This window comes from Flavobacterium hydrocarbonoxydans (assembly GCF_009789235.1).
Classification (GTDB): domain Bacteria; phylum Bacteroidota; class Bacteroidia; order Flavobacteriales; family Flavobacteriaceae; genus Flavobacterium; species Flavobacterium hydrocarbonoxydans.
Genome location: NZ_WSTB01000001.1, coordinates 403617 through 429547, shown reverse-complemented (window position 1 = coordinate 429547; position 25931 = coordinate 403617). Strand labels below are relative to the sequence as shown.

Below are 25931 nucleotides of genomic sequence, written 5' to 3'. Positions count from 1 at the left end.
ACTATTTTTTGCAAAAGCTAAGATTTACTAATAGATAGTCTTAGAACGTTGATAAATGAAATATAAATTTTATAGCATTATAAAAAATGAAAAATATAAAAAGAAAAGCCGTTTTTTTTAGTCTGATAGGCATAATATTGCTGGCAGGCTGTTCGGGTAAAGATTCAGATCAAAAGATTTTTAAAACTTTAGATCATTCTGATACGGGGATTGATTTCAGTAATAATCTGACTGAAAATGATTCCCTGAATTACTTCACTTATAATTATATTTATTTAGGAGGTGGAGTTGCAACAGGAGACATTAATAATGATGGTCTGGAAGATATTTTCTTTACAGGTAATCAGGTTTCGAATAAATTATATCTGAACAAAGGAAATCTAAAATTTGAAGATATTACGCAAAAAGCTGGTGTCGGAGGGGATAACCGTTGGTATAACGGAGTAACGATGGCAGATGTAAATGGTGATGGTTTTTTGGATATTTATTGTAGTGTAAGCGGAAAATTTGGTCCAAAAAACAATCAGTTGTATATCAATAATGGCAACGGAACATTTACAGAAAAAGCAAAAGAATACGGTATTGATGATGTCGGGAACAGTGTTCAGGGAACTTTTTTTGATTATGATAAAGATGGTGATCTCGATTTATTTGTAGCCAATTATCCACCCACAAAATTCAATTCGGCAACAGGCGATTATGTACAAATGATGTTGCATGTCAAAGACCATGAATCAGGACATTTGTACCGAAATGAGGGAGGTCATTTTACCAATGTTTCTAAAGAAGCAGGTGTAATGGCTTACGGCTTATCATTAAGTGCAACAATTGGAGATTTAAACAACGACAGCTGGCCGGATATTTATGTTTCAAATGATTTTAATTCGCCGGATTTCATGTACATCAACAATCAGGATGGCACTTTTAAGGAAGTCGTAAAAGAGGCTACAGCACATAATTCTTTTTACGGAATGGGTGTCGATATTTCGGATTTCAATAATGATGGAAATTTGGATATTTTTCAGGTAGATATGGATGCCAAGGACAATCGTCGTAAAAAAGCGAATATGTCCAGCATGAACCCGAAACTTTTTTGGGATGTTGTAGATGCTGGTTTTAATTATCAGTACATGCATAATTGTATGCAGCTTAATACAGGAGTCAACGAGAACGGGATTCCACATTTTGGCAATGTATCCCGTATTACAGGAACATCTTCGACAGACTGGAGCTGGGGGCCTTTATTTGCTGATTTTGATAATGATGGTAATAAAGATTTATTTGTAACCAATGGAACCCGAAGAGAAATTAATAATAACGATTTCTTTAACAGTCTGGAGTCTTTGAATTTAAAACCAAAAGATTTACTTAAAAAATCACAGGAAATTCCTTCAGAGAAAATAGATAATTTCATGTTTCAGAACAATGGAAACTTGAATTTTGAACATGCAAATAAAAAATGGGGCATCGAATATAAAGGTTTTTCAAATGGTGTGGCGTATGCGGATTTAGATAACGATGGCGATTTAGATTTGGTAGTTAATAACATCGATGATTTTGCTTCAGTTTTCGAAAATTCAAGTTCTGAAATCAATAATTACATCAAAATAAATTTTAAAGGAAGTTCCAAAAATACTTATGGTTTAGGGAATCGTGTTTACATCAGAACCAAAAAAGGAACCCAAATGCAGGAACTTACCATGACAAGAGGGTTTCAATCCTCGGTGGCTCCTAATTTGCATTTTGGCTTAGCCAAAGAAAATTCAATCGATGAGGTAAAAGTTGTCTGGACGAACGGTAAGGTACAGAAAATGTCGAATGTCAAAGCCAACCAGACCATCACCTTTAAAGAACAGGATGCCAAAGAAGAAATACTAGTAAAAAAAGCGGTAAAAGCGCCTTTATTTTCAACTGAAAATAGTGTTTTTCCAGTTTTTAAACATGAAGAAAACCCTTATGATGATTTTAAAGACCAGGTTTTATTACCACATAAAATGTCTTCTTTTGGGCCAGCGATTGCCGTAGGAGATCTAAATAAAGACGGTCTTGAAGATTATTTCATTGGAGGAGCTGCTACTTATTCAGGAAAAATCTTTTTGCAGTCTAAAACAGGTTTTGCAGAAAAAAACAGTCAGGCACTCGAAAATGATAAAGCCAGTGAAGATACAGGAGCTTTGATTTTTGATGCCGATAATGACGGCGATAATGATTTGTATGTAGTGAGCGGCGGTTACGAATTTTTGATTAATGACGCAAAATTGCAAGACAGATTGTACCTCAATAACGGGAAAGGTGATTTTACAAAAGCGCCAAATGGAGTCTTACCAAGAATGCTAACCAGCGGCTCAAAAGTATATCCAATTGACTATGATAAAGATGGAAAAAAAGATCTTTTGGTATTAGGAAGACAGGTTCCGGGACAATATCCGTCACCTACAACCACGTATTTACTGCACAATATCAGCACTGCGGGATTGCCAAAATTTGAAATTTCTAAAAAAGCACCTAAAGAATTTATCAATTTAGGAATGGCTACCAGCGCAGTTATTACGGATTTTAATAACGACAAATTAGATGATATCATTATTGTAGGCGAATGGATGCCTATTAGAATTTTTGAAAACACCAAGTCAGGCTTCAACGAAGTAACCAGACAAATGGGACTTTCAGATGACACGACCGGCTGGTGGTGGAGTATTCAGCAAGGCGATTTTGATAAAGATGGCGACATGGATTATATCGTTGGGAACAATGGTTTGAATTACAAATACAAAGCCACTCCAGACGAAACCTTTGATATTTTCGTAAAAGATTTTGATAATGATAAACACAAGGATATTGTACTGAGTTACTACAATGACGGCAAACAGTATCCGGTGCGTGGTCGTGGCTGTTCGTCTCAGCAGATTCCCAATATCAAGAAGAAATTCAAAGATTACGAAAGTTTTTCACAAGCAACTCTAGTTGATGTTTATACGGAGAAATCACTTAAAGAAGCTTTACATTACAAAGTGAAATCTTTTGCCAGTATTTATTTAGAAAATAAAAACGGCAAATTTGTCATTCACGAACTGCCTGTTGAAGCTCAGCTAACTTGTATCAATCAAATTATGGTTGAGGATTACGATCACGATGGCAAACTGGATGTTTTGATAAGTGGAAACATGTACAATTCTGAAGTAGAAACGCCTAGAAATGATGCCGGTCACGGATTGTTTTTAAAAGGAGATGGCAAAGGAAAATTCAAATCGGTTTCAGCAATTGATAGTGGATTTTTTACTCCGGGAGATGTTAAAAGCATGGAGAAAATCAATGTAAAAGGGAAAACCTATCTTTTGGTCACTAAAAATAATTCGTTTTTGCAAAGTGTCAAAATCCATTAAATTCTTCATTTTGATTATGTTTTAAATTCATTTTCAAAAAAACAATCAGTTAAAATACAGTAGTTTAAACCAGGACAGCATCATGTTCTGGTTTGGGCTACGCTATACAATCAAAAAAAATGAAACAAAAATATATAAACCGTTTTTTAGATATACTAAAAAAGGGTCATCGGCTTACGATGTTGTTTTTTCTCTTGGTTTCGTGGTCTTTTTTTGGACAAAACAATACTATCGAGGGACAAATTATCGGTACTAATAAAGAAGCATTAGTGGCTTCAACAGTGCAGATTACAGAAACCAATGAAACGGTACTTACCGACGAAAATGGCTATTTTTCTTTGGTTACAAAAGCTAAATATCCAATCGCTATAACCGTTACTTCGCTGGGATATGTGACTCAGAATTTGGTTATAAAATCCAATAAAAGCATTACTGTTATACTGCAGGACAATTCGAATCAATTAGATGAAGTGCTAATTTCGAGCGGTTATTTGTCTCAAAAAAAATCGGAGTTTTCAGGTTCTGTTTCCAGAGTTTCGGCTAAACAATTAGAGAACCGTCCTACGACCAGTTTCGATCAGTTATTAGGAGGACAGGGAACCGGAATCGATGTTATTCAATCTACAAGTGTATTAAACAATACGCCAGTGATGCGGGTTCGGGGCTTGAATACCATTACCTCAGGGCTTTTTCCTTTAATTGTAGTAGATGGTGTGGCAGTTTTTACGGGTTCATTAGGTGGTTTTGTGGGGAACAACCCGCTTTCCGGAATTAATCCTAATGATATTGAGTCGATTGATGTACTCAAAGATGCTTCGGCCGCAGCCATATATGGTTCAAGAGCAGCTAATGGTGTCATGGTAATTACGACCAAAAAAGGTAAAATGGGCAAAACCAGATTCAATTACAACAATTGGTTCAGCCGAAGTACGCCTTATAATCTGCCTAAATTATTAAATGCCGAAGATTATACCATGATAAAAAATGAAGCTTTGGTGAATGCCGGAAAGGCACCTGGTTTTTTTCTGGCCAAGAATCCTGACGGAAGCACTGTAGATACAAATTGGTACGATGTAGCCTACGAACCGGGTTTTTCTAGCAACCATAATCTTAATATTTCTGGTGCCAATGAAACGACTCAGTATTATTTTTCGGTAGATTATACCAATCAGAATAGTTTTATAAAAAACAACACGTTTCAAAATTATAGCACACGATTAAACCTGAGCCATCAGGTGAATAGTTTTATTAAAGCCGGGGTTAATGTGTCGTACAGCAGGGCAAAAAATGTTGGGCCTAACACTGGCGCAGTAGCGGGTAATACGCTGTCTTCTTCAACCTATAATACCGAGTATATTACAAATGAACCTCTGGGAAGAATGACCTATGTACTGCCGCCAAATGTTCCCGTTTACAATCCGGATGGTTCCTACAGTATTCAAAACGGAATAAGCGTAGGATATGGCGCTAATATTCCATCGATTATTGGTACTATTAATGCTTACAATTTAGCGATGGTTCAGAACCTTGATTTAACGACTTCAATCAGTAAATCATTTTTAGGAAATATATACGGAGAGTTTGCTTTAACCAAAAAAATAGTTTTCAAATCCAGTTTCGGAATGAATACGATCGGGCTTGAAAACAAATTATTTTTGAATCCAATTCACGGAGGTGGAGCAGCTTACAATGGAGTCGCTACCAATATTGCATCAGATTTATCAAGAACAGACTGGACGAATACCATTACTTATAAAGATTCTTTTAACGAAAACCATAATTTTGTAATTCTTGCGGGTTACGAAAGGATTAAAACCACTGTAGATAGCTGGGGAGCTTCTCAAAGTAATGTCACGGACTCTTATTATAAAAATTACCAGGGAAGTTATGCTAATATCTCGCCTATAGGCAATGAACTTTCAGAAAATGGATTAATATCTTATTTCACCAATCTTAATTACAATTTTAAAAACAAATATTTCCTGACTTTAAATTACAGAATTGACGGTTTATCGGCTTTATCCGAAGGAAACAAATATGGAAATTTTGGAGGTGGTTCTGTAAGCTGGAACCTGATGGAAGAATCCTTTTTAAAAGATTCAAAAATAAATGGTTTTCTGAATAGTTTAAAATTGAGAGCCAGTTATGGTATTGTAGGGAATAGCGAAATAGGCAATTATCCTTCCATCGGAACCTATAATTCATCGACTTATGGCGGCGCACCAACCTTAGGATATTCTCAGACTGCAAATCCTAATCTAAAATGGGAGACCAGTTCAAAACTTGATTTGGGGATGAATTTTGCCATACTGAACAACCGTATTGCTGTTGAGTTTGATTATTTCAATAACAAAATTAAAGATTTGATTCTAAAAACGCCACAAGCACTCTCAGCAGGAATTCCGAATAATTATATCAACGAAAATGTGGGCGGCATGTACAATACCGGTTACGAAATTGGGATAAATGCGCTTGCAGTTACTACCCGAAATTTCAATTGGAATGTCAATCTGAATCTTTCAACCCTTAAAAACAAAGTTACCTCATTAGCGAGTGATGTTTTTGTGCCTAGTGTATTTGGCGTACAAAATATGACCCGGGTTGGCTATTCTATAGGATCTGTTTTTGCCGTGCCAAACAAAGGTGTAAATCCAGACAACGGCCAAATGATTTTTATAAACAGCGAAGGAAAAGAAGTACAGTACAATCATATTGGTTCACCAAAATGGACCTATCTGGATGGTACCGGAGCTCCGGCAATTGATAATTATAAAGATGGCGTTATACAAGGACCATCGTTGCCAAAAATATTTGGAGGATTAAATAACACTTTTAGTTATAAAAATTTTGTTTTAGGAGTAAATCTAACTTTTGCACAAGGAAACAAACTGTATAACGGAACGCGTGCCACCAATTCTGATCAGCGTTATTTTAATAACGGAGAATTTATCAAAAACAGATGGACAACTCCGGGGCAGATTACAGATATTCAGAAGTTATATTATGGCGACAATGTTTCGGCAGGATTTTCATTTTCCAGTACTTCAAAAGTTGAGGATGGCTCTTTTGTAAAATTCAAAAATGTGTCTTTGGGATATAATGTACCAATGAATCTTTCTTTTCTAAAAAATACGTTCAGTTCTGTTTATGTGTATGTACAAGGAAATAACCTGTACACTTTTACGAAATATAGAGGTTCTGACCCGGAAGTTTCGATCAACGGAAACTCTATTAATTCAGGAAAAGATCAAAATGTTCCGCCCAATGCGCAGGTTTATACTTTGGGTTTAAATGTTGGATTTTAATTAAAAACACACAAAATGAAAAAATATATTTTAATGAGTTGTTTTATGCTCATGTTTACAACAGCTTGTAATGACGATTTATTAGATACGCAGCCGGAAACGAGTATTCCTGAATCGATTGCTTTTAGTACGCCCGAAAAAATTTTGGCACAAACCAATAACCTGTACAAACAATTGCAAAATCAAAGTTTTTATGGCGGAAGATTTATTGTTTTTAATGAACAGCGTGCAGATCAATTTGGTCAAAATGACGGAAATGCAGCAACTGGATCCGCAGTATGGAACCAAAATGTGGCCTCAACCAATGATTTTGTCAACAGTGTGTGGTCGGTAGGATACACTGCTATTAATGCTGCTAATATTTTGATTAGTAAAATGAATGAAACGACCGTAATTTCAGAAGAACTGGCTAAAAACTACATTGCCGAGGCCAAATTTATTCGTGCTTTTTGTTATTTTAGTTTGATCCAGACCTATGCAAAACCGTATAATCAGGATAAAAATGCTTTGGGTTTGCCGCTGCGATTAACACCCATTACGACTTCAGGAAATAATGATTTGGCTCGAAGTACTGTCGAATTGGTTTACAATCAGATTTTAAAAGATTTGGATGAAGCCGAAATAGATTTACCAGTAAGTTACGCAACACCATTACTGAATGCGTCCAGAGCTAAAAAATGTACCGCAATTGCATTAAAAACGAGGGTTTTATTAGTGCAGAATCAATTTGAAAAAGTAATTTCTGAATCTGAAAAAATCGTTTCAGCTACCCTGCCGTTTCAGTATTCAGAAGGAAATCTGGTTCAAAAATTAGAGCCTAATTTTGCGGCTATTTTTGGAGGAAGTTATACCGGAACCGAAGCTGTTTTTTCTATTCCTTTTGCAAATTCTACCACCGAAACACCTTCAGCCCAATACGCACTGGCTTATAATTATCTGGCACAGCCCATTATTTTTTTAGCTGCCGAAGGAATCGTTAGTGATCCTGCTCTTAATTCAGCTACAGATGCACGCTCCAGCCTTATTGGTACAAGTGCAGCCAATCAAAAAGTATTAAAGAAATTTAGTATTACAACAGCACCTTTTAGAGATTATGTGCCGGTAATTCGCTATTCCGAAATAGTGCTGAATTATGCCGAAGCCTCTGCGAATATGGATGATTTGCTTATGGCAACGGAATTATTAAAAGCAGTAAGAAATCGTTCAGACCCAAATTATGTTTTCCCGGAAGATGAGATTTCGACCAAAGAGGCTCTAATTGCAACCATACAAAAAGAAAGAGATATTGAGCTTTTAGGCGAAGGTTTTCGTTTGATGGATTTGCAGCGAAAAGTACAAACACTGCCGGCTAAAAAAGGTTCTATCGGGACAGCACCTTTGGTATTGCCTACGAGCAGTAATTATATTTGGCCCATACCAAGCGGGGAAATAGCGGTAAATAAATTAATAGAACCAAATCCTTAAAAAAAGATATAGCCCACAGATAACACTGATTGAACAGGTAAAAACGGATTTTTTCATCGCTTTTTATAAAACACAATCAGTGTCAATCCGTTAAAATCAGTTTCCTCTGCGGGCCATGTTTTTTCTGACTCCATTTTGCATCATTTATGCTATAAAATGCTCGATTTGTGTCAGACTTTAGCTGGTTATTCGTCTATTTTTGGAAGATTATCGCAGAACTTATTTTCTCTTTAATATTTAAAAAAAATTACTTAACAGAATCCAAAAAAACATTTAAAATGAGACTACATTTCAAAGCTATTATGCTGTTTTTATTAGTATTTCAAAATTCTTTTTCGCAAACAGATGTTGCGACAGAAAAGAGAATTCAGCAGTTGATAAAAAAAATGACTTTGAAAGAAAAAGTAGGGATGCTTCATGGAAATTCTAAATTTTATACTTCGGAAATAAAACATCTTGGAATCCCAGAATGGGCTTTATCCGATGGTCCACACGGCGTTCGTGCCGAAATGAACCGTCATGACTGGAAATATACCGGACAGACTAACGACTCTTCGACCTGTTTTCCTACCGGAACTGCTATGGCGGCAAGCTGGAATCTGGAACTGGCTAAACAACGTGGAATTGTTTTAGGCGAAGAAGCCCGTTTTCGTAAAAAAGACGTTTTGCTGGGACCTGGAATCAACATTATTCGTTCTCCACTTTGTGGAAGAAATTTTGAGTATCTAAGCGAAGATCCATTTCTTATTTCGCAGCTTTCTATACATTATATAGAAGCTTTGCAAAGCCAGGATGTTGCCGCTTGTGTAAAACATTTTGTGGCTAATAATCAGGAGGAAAACCGTTTTGTTGTAGATGTAAATATGAGCGAACGAGCTTTACGCGAAATTTATTTACCGGGTTTTAAATCTTCGATAGTCGATGCAGGAGCATTGGGCGTTATGGGAGCTTATAATAAATTTAGAGGCGAATATTGTACCGAAAATGATTATTTAGGTCGCACTATTTTGCGCAATGAGTTTAATTTTAAAGGCGTTTATATGTCAGACTGGGATGCTGTTCACAGTACAGAAAAAGCGGCTTTGGCTGGTTTAGATTTAGAAATGGGAACCGAAAAGGCAAATTATAACGACTGGTATTTTGCAGATCCATTGATTAAAGCGGTTAAAGAAGGACGCGTTAGCGAAAGTATTGTAAACGAAAAAGTGGCAAACATTCTAAGAGTGATGATCAAAACGAAAGTATTAGATCCTAAAGGAAGAAAAACCGGCTCTTTGAATACTAAAGAACACCAGGAAGCCGCATATCGTTCTGCTGTTGAAGCTGTTGTTTTATTGAAAAACGACCATCAAATTTTACCATTAAACATGAATGCTATTAAATCTGTCGCGATTATTGGTGATAATGCGACCCGTACACATTGTGGAGGCGGATTTAGTTCCGAAATTAAAACGTTATATGAGGTAACACCACTTCAGGCTATGACGGCAAAATATGGAAAATCTATGCAGATCAATTTTGCACAAGGGTATGAAAAACAATCTCATGTGGTAGAAAGAAGCAGCAACGGGCAATTAAACACGGACAAGGTTGATTGGAAATTAATCGATGAAGCAGTGGCTCAGGCTAAAAAATCGGATGTAGCGATTGTTTTTGCCGGTTTGAATCATGATTTTGATTCGGAGTCATTCGACAGACTGCACATGCGTTTGCCGTACGGACAAGAAACATTGATTCAGGAAGTTGCCAAAGCAAATCCTAAAACAATAGTCGTGATTATTGCTGGTTCTCCACTTGAGTTAGCGGGTATATCCTCTCGTGTTCCTGCTCTGGTTTGGGGATGGTATGGCGGAATGGAAGCCGGTAATGCCGTTGTGGATGTACTGAGCGGTAAAGAATTTCCATCAGGAAAATTGCCTTTTACGATTCCGGTTACTTTAAGCCAATCACCTGCACATGCTTTAGGTGTATATCCCGGACATGATTTGAAGGTGAATTATGACGAAGATATTTTGGTAGGATACCGCTGGTTTGATACTAAAGGAATTGAGCCTCAATATGCTTTTGGTTACGGGATGTCTTACACTACTTTTGGAATTACCAATGTTACATCTGATAAAAAAAGTTATGGTACCAATGAGGAGATAACGGTCAAATTTGATATAAAGAATACCGGTAAAACGGATGGAGCAGAGGTCGTTCAATTGTATGTAGGTCAGACCACTTCATCAGTGATAAGACCCAAAAAAGAATTAAAAGCATTTGATAAAATATTCCTGAAACCAGGAGAACAAAAAACGGTTGATTTAAAAGTGAAAGTAAAAGACCTGGCTTTTTACGACGAGAAAACGTCCAGCTGGAAAATAGAACCAGGGGAATATGTACTTTATACCGCAACTTCTGTCCAAAATGTGGTGAGTAGTTTGACGATTAATGTGCAATAATTGGAATTGAGAAAATTTAAGAAGAGAAAATTAAAAAAGGGTATTCTATAAGATTATCGTGTTTTAATTTTCTCTTCTTTCTTTCAAATCATTTTCAATCTGAATTTCCATTTTTTTATCTATAACATAAAAACACAATAGGACGGCACTTATAATAAATATAAACCCCGGATAGATACTTACCGATAGTTTGATGCCTTCTACGGCAGCTGGAACCTGATTAGCTTCTTCGGCTACATAACCATATTTAGATAAAAAAGCAGCACCCAAAGCTCCTCCAATACTGATTCCTATTTTAAGTCCCACAAGCATTGCCGAAAAAACGGTAGCGGTTGCTCTTCGGTGGTTTTTCCATTCGCTGTAATCCGCCACATCCGCAATCATAGCCCATAATAACGGAATGGTAACGCCGTAAATAAAACCATGAAGTAACTGTGTCAAAAACACAATTGTAATAGCTGTTCTGCTGTATAAATTAAAAAGCAGTAAGCTCACAGCAGATAAAAATATAAAAGTGATGTAAATATTTCTTTTTCCAAAGTAATCTGCGAGTGATTTTGAGAATATAATTCCAAAAATCATAAAAAGAATACCTCCTGCATTAAAAAGACTAAAGGCAGAAGTAGGAACATCTTTTGGCCACTGAAAATCAACTAATCCCATTGAAATCAGTGAGTTATTCAGTTTTTCTGTAAAAGCAGTAAAACCAATATCATTCAGAAAAACAGTTTGTGCCACCGGGTCTAAGTAGTATTTAAAATAAAAAACATACATACCGCCTTTTAGTGACAAGGTTACAAATACCAGTATGGTTACCAGTACCATAACCAGCCAGGGACCGTTTTTAGACAAATCTATAAAATCCTGTTTCACAGAAGATTCCTGATTTTTTGCGGGCAGGATTCTTTCTTTGGTAGTAAAAAAAGCAATTAATAAACAAACCACCCCTATGATAGCAAATAAGATCATCGTATTTTTAAAACCAACAGCTTTATCTCCGTTTCCTAAAATTAAAACCAACGGCAATAAAAGCGACTGAATTATAAATTGGGCAATCATAACGGCTACAAAGCGATAGGAGGAAAGACTATTTCTTTCTTTCATATCACCTGTCAAAACACCGCTTAACGCTACATAAGGCAAATTGTTTGCAGAATAAATCAGTACTAAAAAAAAATAGGTCAACAGGGTGTAGATTATTTTGCCTTTTTCTCCAAAATCCGGAGTTAGAAAAGAAAGAATTGAAGCAATTCCAAAGGGTAATGCTGTCCATAAAATCCAGGGTCTGAATTTGCCCCATCGGGTATGCGTACGATCAGCAATAATTCCCATAAAGATATTAAAAAAAGCTCCCACAAAACCTCCAATAAAGATAATAACACTTGCAGTCCCGGCCGGAATTTTATAAACATCTGTATAAAAAAAAGCTAAAAAAGTCAGCAAGGTCTGAAAAATCAAATTTGCTGCGAAATCACCTAAACCATAGCCTATTTTTTCCAGCACAGAAAGCTTTTGCGATGTATTACTCATAGATATACGAATTGCTTTTTTAGAGTTCTTATGCAAAGTGTTGGTAAAATTATTAGAAAGCTATTTATCCAAAACGAACACTTCTTTTTTAAATTTTTTATTAAATGTGAATAGTAAAATTAACTTGAAAGTTGAAATATGATTGTCACTTTTGAAGCCTTTAATGGTAGATTTGAAGCATAATTTAATTGTATTAAATCTATTAAATATAAATTGTTATTTTAGCGTATGATTTTTTAAATATAATTCAAAAATTCCATCCGTTTTTTTCACATTTCATTTTATCATTATGCGTATTATTTATCGATTATTAATCATTTTATTTTTGTGTGTAAGCTGTAATAAAAAACAGGATAAGAATGAATATCACAAATATACTAATGATTTAATTAACGCAACAAGTCCGTATCTTTTGCAGCATGCGCATAATCCTGTAGATTGGAAAGCCTGGAATCAGGAAACCTTAGATAAGGCAAAAGCTGAAAACAAACTTATTATTATTTCTGTGGGCTATTCTGCCTGCCATTGGTGCCATGTCATGGAAGAAGAAAGTTTTGAAAACGATTCGGTTGCCAAATTAATGAATGATAACTTTATCAGTATAAAAGTAGATCGGGAAGAGCGTCCGGATATTGACCAGATTTATATGGATGCCGTGCAAATGATGACAGGAAAAGGTGGATGGCCGTTAAACTGCATTGCGCTTCCTGATGGGCGTCCTATTTTTGGAGGTACTTATTTTACCAAAGAGGAATGGACAAAAGCGTTAACTGAACTCTCTACTCTCTATAAGAACAATCCCAAAAAAGCCAGCGAATATGCCGATGAATTGGTAAAAGGAATTCGGAAATCGCAGTTGGTTACAGTCAATAATAGTGAGGCCGATTTTAAAAATTCGGAACTTCATGAGGGCGTAAAATTATGGCAAAACCAATGGGATTTTAAAGAAGGCGGCTTAGTAGGCGAAACCAAATTTCCTATGCCAAAATCCCTTAATTTTCTACTTCGTTACAGTATTCAAAACAAGGATAAAACGATGCAGGACTATGTGCAGACCACACTGACCAATATGGCCAATGGCGGAATTTACGACCCTATTGGTGGTGGTTTTTCGAGATATACAGTAGATGCAAAATGGCACATTCCTCATTTCGAAAAAATGCTTTACGACAATGCGCAATTAGTGAGTTTGTATGCTGATGCGTATTTGGCAACCAAAAACGAACTGTATAAAAAAACAGTGGTAGAAACACTCAGTTTTGTAGAAAATGAACTGATGGCTGCTAATGGTGCCTTTTATTCTTCTTTGGATGCCGATAGTAAAAATAAAGCAAAAAAACTCGAAGAAGGTACGTATTATGTTTGGGAAAAAGAAGAGCTGCAATCGTTATTAAAATCTGATTTTCGTCTTTTTCAGGATTATTTTAATATCAATGAAATAGGTTTATGGGAAAACGGAAACTATGTTTTATATAAAACGCAATCAGATAAAGACTTTGCGCTTCAAAACAAAATGACTTTAACCGCTTTAGATGCTAAAGTGAAAAGCTGGAAGCAAATTCTTTTGAAAGCTAGAAATAAAAGACCAAGACCTCATTTAGACGATAAAACCCTAACGTCATGGAATGCCCTGATGATAAAGGGTTATGTAAGTGCCTATCGTGCATTCAAAAATCCGCATTATAAAGAAATTGCTTTGAAAAATGCAAATTTTATTCTGACCAATCAGCTTCAAAAAGACGGAAGTTTATATCACAGTTATAAAGAAGGAAAGAGCAGTATTGCTGGTTTTTCTGAAGATTATGCAACTGTTATAGATGCGTTTATTGCAGTATATCAAATGACACTTGACGAAAAATGGCTCAACAAAGCCAAAGAGTTAACAGCTTATACGCTGAATCATTTTTGGGATAAAAAATCTAATTTATTTTATTTTACATCGAATACTTCGGCTAATTTAATCGCCAGAAAAATGGAAATTACAGACAATGTCATTCCGGGTTCGAATTCGATTATGGCGCATAATTTATTTTTGTTAGGACATTATTATTCAAATGAAAGCTATGCCAAAATTGCTCAAAAAATGTTGAACAATGTAAAAGCAGATGCCTTGCAATCACCAATAGAATATTACAACTGGCTGAATTTAATGCTTAATTATACCGATGATTATTTTGAAGTTGCCATTTCTGGAAAAGAGGCTCTTGCAAAAACGAGTCAGCTGCAAAGTTACTATTTGCCGAACATTCTGACCTCTGGAGCGACAAAAGAAAGTAAACTTCCTATTTTGGAAAATCGTTTTGTTGACAATGAAACCTATATTTATATTTGCGTTAATAACGCCTGTAAAATGCCTGAAAAAGAGGTTGTTGTGGCAGTTAACAAAATAAAAAACGGCTTGTAAGACTTTTTTTTTAGATTATAAACAATCAGTTGTGTATTGACTGCTTTTTTATTGGTTTTTGAAATAGTTAAAACTTTGTACTTTAGTGTATTTGGCTTTCAACTATTAAAAATATTTTGCCACAAATTACACAAATTCCCGCAAATTAATTTGTGTAAATTTGTGGTTAATAAAACACTAAGCTTGCAGGCTTTCAGGCTGCTAAATTCAGACTTTGGACTTTTAAATACATAATAGTTTGTTTTAACCCGTTGGGTGAAATTATTTTAACACATAGAAACATAGCTTATTGAAGTCAAAAAAGGCGTTTCACTTGTATAAAAACACATAGCTATGTGTGAAGAAACGAGTTTCTTTTTGATTTACTTTTTTTTCAAAATCATAAAATCTATGTTTTCTATGTGTTTAATTAAATTTTTATTAATTAAACACAATGGGTTTGTTTTCTTTTAAAAGCAAACTCTTGAATAGTATAGATTTAGTGTATTTTTACTTTAAATTTCATTTTTTTTCACTTTTATGAGTTTTCTAATAAAATAGAATTAACCCTTTTAATTTTATAATTTTTCACCTCAAACGCTTCAAGTAAATATTGAATATTCATTCAAATAGTATTTTTTAAATAGTAAATGTTTTTTTAAAGTAGTATTTTTTAATAATTAATAAAATATTTAAAAGCAACCGGTTGTGTGCTTCTGATTTTTATTTATATTTGTAATAATTACACTTATTAAATTTTAAGAAATTGCCCCACAATTAAAATGTAATAAGATTTTGAGTCTTTAATTAAGTTTAAGTGTTAGTTTTTTTAATTAAAAGCCGAAAGCTTAATCTCTTTTGGCTTTTTAGTTACTCCATAAACAAAATTTAATTATTAAAGTATAATTTCTGAACCGGAAACAATTTGCAATAATAGCAAAAAAGTAACGCTAAAAAGTCGGATTGATAAAAGTTGAATTTTAGTGAATTAGAATCAATTTATAAATAGTCCCCAATAATTACAACAAACCAAAGTATGAAAAGAAGAGTTCATCACATTTTCGCTTTTTTAATTTTAGTTACGCAAATGGTACTTTTTGCACAGGAAAAAAAAGCTCAAAATCCGTTAATTTTTGCTGATGTTCCTGATATGGCTATCATCAGAGTAGGTCAGAATTATTATATGAGCAGTACCACCATGCACATGAATCCTGGTGTTCCAATTATGAAATCGACAGATTTGGTAAACTGGAAACTCATTAATTATGCCTACGATACATTGGCAGATATGCCTGAATTAAATCTGACGGAAGGAAAAAGCACATACGGAAGAGGTTCATGGGCGAGTAGTTTGCGTTTTCACAACGGGATGTATTATGTCACCACTTTTGCTCAAACAACTGGAGAGACCTATATTTTTAAAACAAAAGATATCGAAAAAGGAAATTGGGAAAAGGTTTCTTTTAAGCCATCCTATCACGATCATTCGCTGTTTTTTGATGATGATGGAAAGGCTTATTTAGTCTATGGTGCCGGTAAAATCAAAATAGTAGAACTAAATGAAGCACTTACGGGAGTTAAAACAGAAGTTCCGGAGAAAGTCCTCATAGAGAACGCCAGTGCACCAGCCGGAAATAATATCATGTTAGGTGCCGAAGGTTCTCAATTATTCAAAATTAAAGGAAAATATTATTTGTTTAATATTTGCTGGCCCAAAGACGGAATGCGAACTGTTATCATACACAGGGCAGATAGTATCGATGGTCCCTGGGAAGGAAAAATTGGCCTGCAGGATTTGGGCGTTGCTCAGGGAGGACTTATCGATACTCCGGATGGACGCTGGTTTTCCTATCTTTTTCGTGATTATGGAGCTGTGGGCAGAATTCCGTATTTAGTTCCTGTAACATGGCGAGACGGTTGGCCCATATTGGGAGAGAACGGAAAAGTTCCGGAAACGTTAGATTTGCCGCCAAGCGAAGGATTAATTCCTAATTTGGTTGCTTCGGATGAATTCAATCGCAAAAAAGGAGAACAGGCTTTACCCTTAGTGTGGCAATGGAACCATAATCCGGAAAATACTCTTTGGTCTTTAAAAGAAAGAAAAGGATTCCTGCGTCTTAAAACCGGAAGAATTGACACTGATTTTCTTTTAGCCAGAAATACCCTTACACAACGCACTATAGGTCCAACGAGCTCAGCTTCTGTAGCTCTGGATATTTCTAAAATGAAAGAAGGCGATTTTGCCGGATTAGCAGCTTTACAAAAAGAATATGGTTGGGTAGGCGTGAAAATGGAAAAGGACAAAAAATCAGTAGTAATGGTTCATACGGAAAAAGATATAGCTGTAGAAGTACAGCAGATTCCTTTAGAACAAAATCAGGTTTATTTCAAAATTGATTGTGATTTTACCAATAAAAAAGACGAAGCAAATTTCTTCTATAGTTTAGATGGAAAAGTTTGGAACACGATAGGCAAAACTTTAAAAATGAAATATACTCTTCCGCATTTTATGGGATATCGTTTTGGATTATTCAATTATGCGACAAAAAACACAAGTGGATATGTTGATTTTGATTGGTTTCACATTAAATATTAAAATTTTAAAAAAAAAGAAAAAATATGATTGAAAATAAAAGTTTTAGAAGTAAAAACTGGAGTAAAATCTCCGTTTTGATATTGTTTTTAGGATTGATTTTGCCTGTTACATCTTTTAGTCAAAGCAAAAAGAAAATAGAAAAATCAACCTCTAATAGACCTCAATATCGCAATCTTTTTAAAGAAGCAGGTTATAGTCAGACAGAAATAGACCAAAAAGTAGCCAAAGCCTATTATGATGTTTTTGAAGGACCGGACAAAGTATATTTTGAGGAAGGTGATTCTTTAGGATATGTTTCGGATGTAAAAAATAAAGACGCCCGTACCGAAGGAATGTCGTACGGGATGATGGTTGCTGTTCAGTTTAATAAAAAAGAAGTATTTGATCGTTTGTGGCGATGGTCTGTAAAATACATGCAGCATCAGGACGGACCAAGAGAAGGCTATTTCGCCTGGAGTGTAAATCCTCAAACCAAAAAACAAAACTCAGCAGGCTCAGCTTCAGATGGGGAACTGTATTATATCACCAGTTTGCTTTTCGCTTCTAATAAATGGGGCAACGAAACCGGCATAGATTATTATAAGGAAGCAAGAAGAATATTGGATGCGATGTGGAAAAAAGACGGTACCGGTAACGTACATAATATTATCAATACCGAGCATAAGCAGATCTCTTTCGTGCCGGAAGGTGGCGGCTATAACTGGACAGATCCTTCTTATCATGTTCCTGCCTTTTACGAAATATGGGCTTTATATGCCAAAGATGGCCACGAACAATTTTATAGAGAATGTGCCGATGTTTCCCGTCAATTTCTGCATAAAGCCACTCATCCTGTAACCGCTTTAAATTCAGATTATACCGAATTTACCGGAGAACCGCATCCCACACCCTGGATGCCGGGAGGATTTCGTTACGATTCCTGGCGCGTTCCTATGAATATTGCGATGGATTATACCTGGTACGGAAAAGACAAACAATGGCAGGAAGATTATGCAAAAAGATTTCAAAAGTTTCTTAGATCTAAAGGTTTAGAGACTTTTGTCGATCAATACAATCTGGATGGTTCTACACCTGATTTTATTCTGCAGGCGGGTCCGGTCAAAAAGCTAAGACATTCCATCGGATTGGTTGGAACAGCAGCTACGGCATCATTAGTTAATCCTGATAAAGAAAGTCTCGATTTTGTTCACGCGCTTTGGAAGGCAAAACTAGAACCTTATGATGACGGCTACTTTGATCCTTATTATGACGGGCTGATGTACCTCTTCAGCCTCATGCATCTTAGTGGTAACTATCAGATTATATCGCCATCAGTTAATTAAATTTAAAAATATAGAAACTATGAAACAGTATTTAATTGTTATACTATCAGTATTTATTTTGTTTGGTTTTGCTGGTTTTTCACAAAACAGTCAGCCTGCTGTTGTCGAAGATTTTAAACCTTCAACAGTTAATCAGCCCGGACAGGAATATCCACAAGTCAATTCTCAGGGGTATGCCCGATTTCAAATTTCGGCACCTGAAGCCAAGTCGGTTGTAGTGAGTCTTGGATTAGGCGGGGCCAAAGGTGGAACCGTACTTGCCAAAGGAGAAGACGGTTTTTGGCGAGGTACCACAGCAGGAGCAATGGACGAGGGTTTCCATTATTATCACGTTACGGTTGATGGTGGCGTTTTTAATGATCCGGGTGCGTTAAATTTTTACGGTTCAACCCGTTGGGAAAGTGGCATCGAAATACCGGCTCATGATCAGGATTTTTATGCCTTGAAAGACGTACCTCACGGAAATGTACAGCAGATTCTTTTTCCTTCAAAAAGTACTAATACCTCTCGCAGAGCTTATGTTTATACGCCACCAGATTATGATAAAGACAAAGCGAAACAGTACCCGGTTTTGTATTTGCAGCATGGCTGGGGAGAAGATGAAACGGCCTGGAGCAATCAGGGACGCGTCAATCTGATTATGGATAATTTGATAGCAGAAGATAAAATAAAACCTTTTCTTATTGTAATGACCTACGGAATGACCAATGAAATTAAATATGGCGGTTTGGCAAGTTTCAAGATAGAACCTTTTCAGACGGTTATGGTTGAAGAATTAATCCCGTATGTGGATTCAAATTTCCGTACACTTAAAGATCAGCCTAACCGTGCTATGGCTGGTTTATCGATGGGTGGAATGGAAACCAAATCGATAACCCTTAATAAACCGGAAGTTTTCTCGCATTATGCACTTCTTAGCGGAGGAACTTATAAACCGGAAGATATTAAGGATAAATCAAAAGTAAAACTGATTTTTCTGAGTTGCGGCAGTAAAGAGCGTCCTGATGGAATTAAAAGCGCTGTAGCAGCTCTTAAAGCGGCTGACTTTAATGCGGTTTCCTATATTTCTGAAGATACCGGACATGAATTTCAAACCTGGCGCCGAAGCTTTAAGGAACTAGCACCACTTTTATTTAAAAAATAGGGTTTCAAAAGTACTAACCATTGATCTGAACACGTACAATACCAATTGCTGATGACGGAGCTGACAGTAAACAGTACAGCAAAATTCATCAGCAAAAACCAGCTGTTTGGGTTGATAAATTAAAATCTAAATTATGCGTAAACTTTGTAACGTTTCAAAAGTTTTTTTCAGTTTAAAAATAAATTCAGTAAAAAAAGTAATATTATTTATTTGCTTTTTTAGCCTGTCATATGGTTCCTTTTCTCAGAATTTAGTATTAAACGAAAAAGAATATTTCGAAACTCCGGGACTGAATGTATGGGTTTTTAACAATGAATACAACGGAATGTTTTTTGACGAAAAAACAGCCGGAATAGAATTGATTCATCATGGTGTCAGAACGGTGACGGGCGGAGCAATACGACTTCAGAATACCCCTGAACAATGGGATTTAATTCCGAAAATGATGAGCCGAAAAGTGGACAAGGCAAATAATACTATTGAAGTTGCACTACGATATGAGGAATTTAATTTTGATTCTAAAGTTATAGTAAAACCAAAAGGAAAAGGATTTGTAATTGATGTTGTATTAGATAAACCTATTCCAAAAGCATTAGAAGGAAAAGCAGGATTCAATATGGAATTTATACCTACTTCTTATGTTGAGAGTAATTATTTAGTAGATGGAAAAGCAGGAACATTTCCCAGATATCCTGCAAGCAATACCGAAATTAGACCTTTAACTGAAAAAATTCCACAGTTTGCCGGACATACCACATTTGATGATCGTGGAAGAAATGAATTTATAGCCACACTTCCTTTAGAATCGGGTAAGAATTTCATTTTTGCTCCCGAAAATCCGGAACGTACTGTCAAAATTCAGTCTGATGATTTGGATGTAATGCTTTTTGATGGAAGAAACCTGGGACAGAATGGCTGGTTTATAGCGCGCAGTATTCTTCCTTCAAACAAAAAAGGAAAAGTAATGAGCTGGTATGTTGAGCCGAATGCGATACCCAATTGGAAAAGAGAACCAGTAATAGGATTTTCGCAGGTGGGGTATATGCCAGACCAGAAGAAAGTAGCTGTTATAGAACTTGATAAAAATGATACAGTATTAAATGAAGCATCGGTTTTTAAACTTAGTGCGGACGGGAAATTTGTTGAAAAGCTAAAAACAACAGTGAAGGTTTGGGGGAATTATCTTAGGTATAATTATGCCCAATTTGATTTTAGTGCAGTAAAAGAAAAAGGGTTGTATTATATTCAATATGGAGATCAGAAAACAAATACTTTTCAGATTGAAGATGATGTTTATTCAAAGATTTGGCATCCTACGATGGACGTATGGTTTCCTGTTCAGATGGATCACATGGAGGTAAATGAGGCCTATCGGGTTTGGCATGGAAAACCATTTTTAGACGATTGTCTTCAGGCACCCTTAAATCATGAACACTTTGATGGCTATAAGCAAGGCCCTACTACAGATACCAAGTACAAGCCATTGGAGCGTATTCCCGGAATGTCTGTAGGTGGCTGGTTTGATGCAGGCGATTTTGATATACAAACTTTTTCGCACGTGAGTGTCATCAATAGTTTTGTGGAATCCTGGGAAGCATTTAAAGTAACCAGAGACGAAACTTATATTGATCAAAAAACACAGTTTGTCGATATTCACCGCCCTGATGGACAACCCGATTTATTGCAGCAAATTGAGCATGGGGTTTTAAACCTTGTAGCACAAGTTGAAAATATTGGTCATCCGGTTAGAGGCATTGTGGTACCCAATCTACATCAGTATCATCATTTGGGCGATGCTGCTACAGAAACCGATAATCTTCCGTATAATCCGGCTCTAAAACCTTATGAATCTAATGGTGTTTCCAGTGGTACGCGCGATGACAGATGGGCATTTACCAATCGTAGTTCATTTCTTGATTACAGAACCGCAGGCGCATTAGCTTCAGCAAGCAGGGCTTTAAAAGGATATAATGACGAACTTTCTGCTAAAAGTTTAGCTTTGGCCGTAAAATTAACCAACGAAGCAATCGAAATAGAAAAAAAAGCAAAACCGGATAACAGCCCAATGTCGAGATGGGGAAAAGGAAGCGATATGATTGCAACACTACAACTGTTTCTGAGTACCAAAGAAGAGCAATATAAAAAGAGTTTTTTAGATAAAATATGGAAATTACTGGATGAAAACTTAGAATTTAATATGAATCCTGCGCTCTTGGCATTACCAGCAATGGATGATGATTATAAAGTAAAATTACGTGCTTATGTCATTAAATATAAAGTGAAAACGGATAAAGAAAATGCCGAAAATCCGTATGGTGTTCCTGTCGTAAAGAGAGGCTGGGGAGGCAGTTCGCAGGTTATAAACTGGGCAAGTACCAATTATTATATTCATCAAACGTATCCTGATCTTATGGACAAAGAAAGTGTTTATCAGGGATTGAATTATATTTTGGGATGCCATCCTTATTCTAATTTGTCTTTTGTGAATGCGGTAGGAAACCGATCCAAAAAAGTGGCTTACGGAGGTAATCGTGCGGACTTCACTACAATTGCTGGTGGAGTAGTTCCGGGACTTATTTTTTTAAAACCCGATTATTTAGAAAACAAAGATGACTGGCCATTTTTTTGGGGAGAAAATGAATGTATTATAGATGGAGGTGCCTGGTATGTTTTTCTGGCAAATGCTGTAAATGATTTGGCTAAGGAAAAATAGTAAAAAGAGATTAAGCATTCGCAAGGTATTGGCCAATTTTACCACAGAGATACACAGAGATTTTACGCAGAGCCACACGGAAAAATTAAACTTTGTGAATCTCTGTGGTATTCAGCCGGGCTTTGCGGTAAAACTAATCACAACATTAAACAAATATAAAAATGAAACGATTTTTTAATAGTATCCTTATAATTTTCAGCATGTATTCTCATTCAGGCTGGAGCCAGGAAGCAAATTTGGTAACCGAAGATTTTAAACCTTCGTCAGTAAATCAGCCAGAAAAACAATTTCCACAAGTCAATTCGCAGGGACGTGTGCGTGCCAGTATTCTTGCGCCAAATGCAAACAAAGTACAGCTTGATATTGGCGGTGTAAAATATGATATGCGAAAAGACGCCAATGGAATATGGACAGGAGAATCCAATCCTCAGGATGAAGGATTTCATTATTATCAGTTAAATATAGATGGAGCTTCGGTTCCGGATCCGGGAAGTTTGTATTTTTATGGCGCCGGACGTTGGGGTAGCGGAATAGAAATTCCGGCTAAAGATCAGGAATTTTATGATTTGAAAAATGTATCACACGGTCTTGTAAGCGAAAATATTTATTTTTCTAAACTAACCAATTCTTTTAGACGCTGTTTTATTTATACACCACCGGGTTATAACGAAAATCCCAAAACACGTTACCCAGTCCTTTATTTACAACACGGAAGTTTTGAAGATGAAACAGGCTGGTCGTCTCAGGGAAAAGCAAATTTAATTTTGGATAATCTGATCGCTTCAAAAGAGGCAACTCCTATGATTATCGTTATGGATAATGGTTATGCCTATAAACCGCAAAGCAAAGATTCTAAAGAGAAAAAAGAACGTCCGGAATCTGTTTTTGAAGAGGTTCTTATTACCGAAGTGATTCCGATGATAGACACAAAGTTCCGTACTATCGCGAATCGTGAAAATAGAGCAATTGCGGGTCTTTCGATGGGAGCCAATCAAACGATGAGAATTATGATGAACCAGCTGGACACTTTTTCTTATTATGGAGGATTTAGCGGAACAGCCAATTATCCGAGTACAGAACCTATCGATACTTCTAGTTTTTTAGATGGAAAGTATAAAGAAGGAGCAGCACTCAATAAAAAAATAAAGCTTTTTTGGTTAGGTTTAGGGACTAAAGAGCCTGTTCCTTTTCCTAAATCAGTTGGCGCATTCAAAACGATGTTAGACCAGCAGGGTATTAAATATAAATACTACGAATCGCCAGAAACGGCACATGAATGGCTCACATGGCGAAGATGTTTATATCAGTTTGCATCTCAGTTATTTAAATAATTTAGAGAATTGATCTGTAATTAATTATTTTTAGAAATTTGCTGTGACACGATTTTGTCAAAAAAATCAAATAACTATTTTTTAAATTATTTGATTTTTTTGTCATCTTCAAAATTTTCCATTTCTTTCTTGACTTCTTCTAGTAATTGTTGTTCAGTCGGAAGGTATAAACGATATTGGCTTGCAATAATACTTTTGTTGCTTTCAGGTAATGTAAATTTAACTACTCCATCATTTTTATCAGCGCATAGTAATATTCCAATCGTAGGATTTTCATTTTCATTTTTCTCAATGCGGTCGTAGTAGTTAACATACATTTGTAACTGACCAATATCCTGATGCGTAAGCTTGTGGGTTTTTATTTCAATTAAAACAAAACATTGAAGCAGTCTATTATAAAATACCAGATCTGCAAAAAACTCATCTCCATCAATATGAATTCTTTTTTGCCTTGCAACAAAAGAAAATCCGTTTCCTATTTCTAGTAGAAACTCTTGAAGGTGTGTTATAATTGCCTGTTCAAGATCTTTTTCATAATATGCAGCTTCACGTTTTAAGCCTAAGAATTCCAAATACATTGGGTCTTTTATAATCTCTCGTGCATCTGAAGGTGTTTTTTCATTTTTTGCAACAGCCAGCACACTGTCTTTATCGCTACTTGCTAATAGACGTTCATATAAACTGCTGTTTATTTGACGTTCTAATTGTCTAGATGTCCAATTATTTTTTACACTTTCAGCTATATAGAATTCTCTTTTTTCTTGGGTATCAATTGATAATAATAGTTTATACTGCGTCCAGCTTAATTGCGTCCGCAGTGCGGACGCAATTGGAAAAGTTCTGTAAAACTGACGATACCGCTCTAATTGTCTTACTGAAAATCCACTACCATATTCAGGCTGTAGTTGTTCTGCAAGATATTTAATTAGATAAGTGCCATACTCAGCTCTTTCTTTTCCCTGCTGTTTTTCCTCAAAAATACGTTTCCCGATATTCCAATACATTATGGTTCTTTCGTTATCAACAGCTCTAATTGCACTCTCTCTCTTGAAGTCGCTATTATTGCTTTTATATCAGGAATTATGGATTGGTTTTGTAGCATTTTAAAAATGTATGAATGTTAGCTTTATATCTATACAAACATACAAAAAGTAATAAAAATACGACATAAAAAATCATCAAGAGCACATAAAAAAGTAGCAGAACCTATTTTGTAAAAGGATGTTGATTTTGATTTTTTTCGATGTTTAAATTTCGGATCCATAATCATTAAAATTTAAGCATAAAAAAAGTCCTAATTGCAATTTTAGGACTTTTTTTGTGGGGAGGAGCAGTATTCTAAACTTTGCTCACAAATCATGTAGCACTACTTTTAATTACTTTAAATATGAATTAGCTTTTCTCTCGCGGTAGAAACATCTACATCGTTAACTTTCTTTTTAAGAAGTAGTATTGAAGTAAATCCTATAAGTTTTTTAAATTTATTCAAAAAAGTTTAAAAATTATATTTCCCGCTCAAATTCAAGGGTGTAGGTAAAACTATCCGCTTTATAATATCCAACATTCCATTCCAGAGGCCGGCTGCCGGGATCAAAAACAAATCTTTTACGCTTCAATATGGGGTCTCCGGTTTTTATTTCTAATTTTTCAGCTAAAATTGCATCTGCGCTGATGGCACTAATCTCTTCTTTAGACAGTTTGGCAATTGAGTTATAATCCTGTCCCAGTATTTCATATAAAGGACGGGAAAAATCCTCATTTCCAGTTAAACCTATTCTAGGGTTAAAATAGGATATGAAATAGACAAAAGGGTATTCGGCTTTGCCTCTTAATCGTTCTAATTTTAAAATCCTTATATCATCTTTAATATCAAAAAACAGACAAAGTTCTTCTGTTGGTTTTACCCAGCTTAAATGCAACTCATAATTTTTGGTCTCTATCCCCAGTGTTTTCATTTCCTGAGAAAAACTTAGCCAATTTTGTGCTTTTGAACTTACAGAGGTTTTTTTTGCAAAAGTTCCAACGCCTTTTTTTCGCATGAGTAAGCCTTCATAAACCAGTTTATTTATAGACTGGCGTAATGTACTTCTGGAAATTCCTAATTGTTTAGACAAATCCATTTCGTTAGGCAATTTTACTCCTTTTTGATACTCTTCAGACGCAATTGCTACTCTTAATTGTTCCTCTATCTGAACGTGAAGCGGAATAGGACTATTGTGATTTAATGTTATTTTCATACTTATTTATCAAATTCATTACGAATCATTCATTTTTGTTAAACATTTAAAAACAAAGTGTTTCAGGCCAAAAGAGCAA

At 35.6% G+C, this 25931-nt stretch carries 13 protein-coding genes; 10 read left to right on the top strand and 3 right to left on the bottom strand.

Translation table 11 applies throughout. The annotated features are described in order from the left end of the window. Window positions 1-86: 86 nt before the first annotated feature. From GON26_RS01970 to GON26_RS01955, 4 genes are all read left to right on the top strand, one after another. Window positions 87-3383 carry a VCBS repeat-containing protein gene (locus GON26_RS01970; RefSeq protein WP_160373033.1) on the top strand — a complete coding sequence of 1099 codons (3297 nt, stop codon included), beginning with the start codon at window positions 87-89 and terminating at the stop codon, window positions 3381-3383. 119 nt (window positions 3384-3502) lie between these two features. Then, window positions 3503-6688: a SusC/RagA family TonB-linked outer membrane protein gene (locus GON26_RS01965; RefSeq protein ID WP_160373032.1), complete on the top strand. Its 3186-nt coding sequence runs from the start codon at window positions 3503-3505 to the stop codon at window positions 6686-6688. A 15-nt stretch (window positions 6689-6703) separates the two neighbouring features. Further along, a complete protein-coding gene (locus GON26_RS01960; RefSeq protein ID WP_160373031.1) occupies window positions 6704-8152 on the top strand; it encodes a RagB/SusD family nutrient uptake outer membrane protein in 1449 nt (482 codons plus the stop codon). A 278-nt stretch (window positions 8153-8430) separates the two neighbouring features. After that, entirely contained in the window at window positions 8431-10596 is a 2166-nt protein-coding gene (locus tag GON26_RS01955) for a beta-glucosidase (RefSeq protein ID WP_160373030.1), read from the top strand. A 63-nt stretch (window positions 10597-10659) separates the two neighbouring features. Here the strand turns inward: GON26_RS01955 and GON26_RS01950 are convergent, their stop codons facing one another. Continuing rightward, a complete protein-coding gene (locus GON26_RS01950; protein ID WP_160373029.1) occupies window positions 10660-12126 on the bottom strand; it encodes an MFS transporter in 1467 nt (488 codons plus the stop codon). 289 nt (window positions 12127-12415) lie between these two features. Between GON26_RS01950 and GON26_RS01945 the strand changes: the two genes are divergently transcribed. The 6 genes from GON26_RS01945 (at window position 12416) to GON26_RS01920 (ending at window position 23615) form a co-directional block, all read left to right on the top strand. Beyond that, complete coding sequence (locus GON26_RS01945) at window positions 12416-14530, top strand: thioredoxin domain-containing protein (protein WP_160373028.1); 2115 nt, start codon at window positions 12416-12418, stop codon at window positions 14528-14530. Between the two features lie 1015 nt (window positions 14531-15545). Continuing rightward, a complete protein-coding gene (locus GON26_RS01940) occupies window positions 15546-17105 on the top strand; it encodes a glycoside hydrolase family 43 protein (protein ID WP_160373027.1) in 1560 nt (519 codons plus the stop codon). Window positions 17106-17128: 23 nt separating this feature from the next. Continuing rightward, window positions 17129-18427 (top strand): glycosyl hydrolase family 8, encoded by a 1299-nt coding sequence (locus GON26_RS01935; RefSeq protein ID WP_160373026.1) that lies wholly within the window; start codon window positions 17129-17131, stop codon window positions 18425-18427. Between the two features lie 19 nt (window positions 18428-18446). Next, the gene (locus tag GON26_RS01930; RefSeq protein WP_160373025.1) at window positions 18447-19571 is read left to right on the top strand and encodes an alpha/beta hydrolase-fold protein; all 1125 of its coding nucleotides are present in this window, start codon (window positions 18447-18449) and stop codon (window positions 19569-19571) included. Between the two features lie 133 nt (window positions 19572-19704). After that, on the top strand, window positions 19705-22284 hold the full coding sequence (locus GON26_RS01925) for a glycoside hydrolase family 9 protein (RefSeq protein WP_160373024.1): 2580 nt from the start codon (window positions 19705-19707) through the stop codon (window positions 22282-22284). Window positions 22285-22445: 161 nt separating this feature from the next. Beyond that, a complete protein-coding gene (locus GON26_RS01920; RefSeq protein WP_160373023.1) occupies window positions 22446-23615 on the top strand; it encodes an alpha/beta hydrolase-fold protein in 1170 nt (389 codons plus the stop codon). Window positions 23616-23701: 86 nt separating this feature from the next. Here the strand turns inward: GON26_RS01920 and GON26_RS01915 are convergent, their stop codons facing one another. Next, on the bottom strand, window positions 23702-24619 hold the full coding sequence (locus GON26_RS01915) for a PDDEXK nuclease domain-containing protein (protein WP_160373022.1): 918 nt from the start codon (window positions 24617-24619) through the stop codon (window positions 23702-23704). A 498-nt stretch (window positions 24620-25117) separates the two neighbouring features. After that, window positions 25118-25852 carry a GntR family transcriptional regulator gene (locus GON26_RS01910; protein WP_160373021.1) on the bottom strand — a complete coding sequence of 245 codons (735 nt, stop codon included), beginning with the start codon at window positions 25850-25852 and terminating at the stop codon, window positions 25118-25120. Window positions 25853-25931: the final 79 nt, after the last annotated feature.